The 423-nt window shown below is 51.5% G+C and carries 1 protein-coding gene; it reads right to left on the reverse strand.

All coding sequences use genetic code 11. From position 1 onward, the window contains the following. The coding region (locus SQ11_RS15205; protein WP_232298037.1) for a cytochrome c oxidase subunit II at window positions 1-371 on the reverse strand (371 nt) is incomplete at its 3' end. Between the last annotated feature and the right edge of the window lie 52 nt (window positions 372-423).

Below are 423 nucleotides of genomic sequence, written 5' to 3' on the forward strand. Positions count from 1 at the left end.
ATGTAGTCGTATCCCCATTTCCACTGGTAGCCCGTCGTCTTGATGGTGATGTCCGGGCTGGAGGTGTCCTTCATGGCGATGATGGTCTTGGTAGCCGGATAGGCCATCCCAACCAGGATGAAGAACGGAATGATGGTCCAGATGATCTCGACCGTGGTGCTGTGATGGAAGTTCGCAGCTTTGTAACCCGCATCCTTACGATGCTTGAGCACCGAATAAAACATGGTGCCAAATACGCCAATGAAAATTACCAGACATATCCACAAGGCCAACGTATGCTGATCATATATCTGCCTGGCAATGATCGTCTGCGGCTCGGGCAAGTTCAACTGATAAGGATCCGCCGCCGCCATCCCCAATCCGGAATACATGGCAAACGTCAGGGCTCCCGCCAGCGCTGCTGTTACTTTACTACTCATATTT

Source organism: Nitrosospira sp. NpAV, from assembly GCF_000832065.1.
Lineage (GTDB): Bacteria > Pseudomonadota > Gammaproteobacteria > Burkholderiales > Nitrosomonadaceae > Nitrosospira.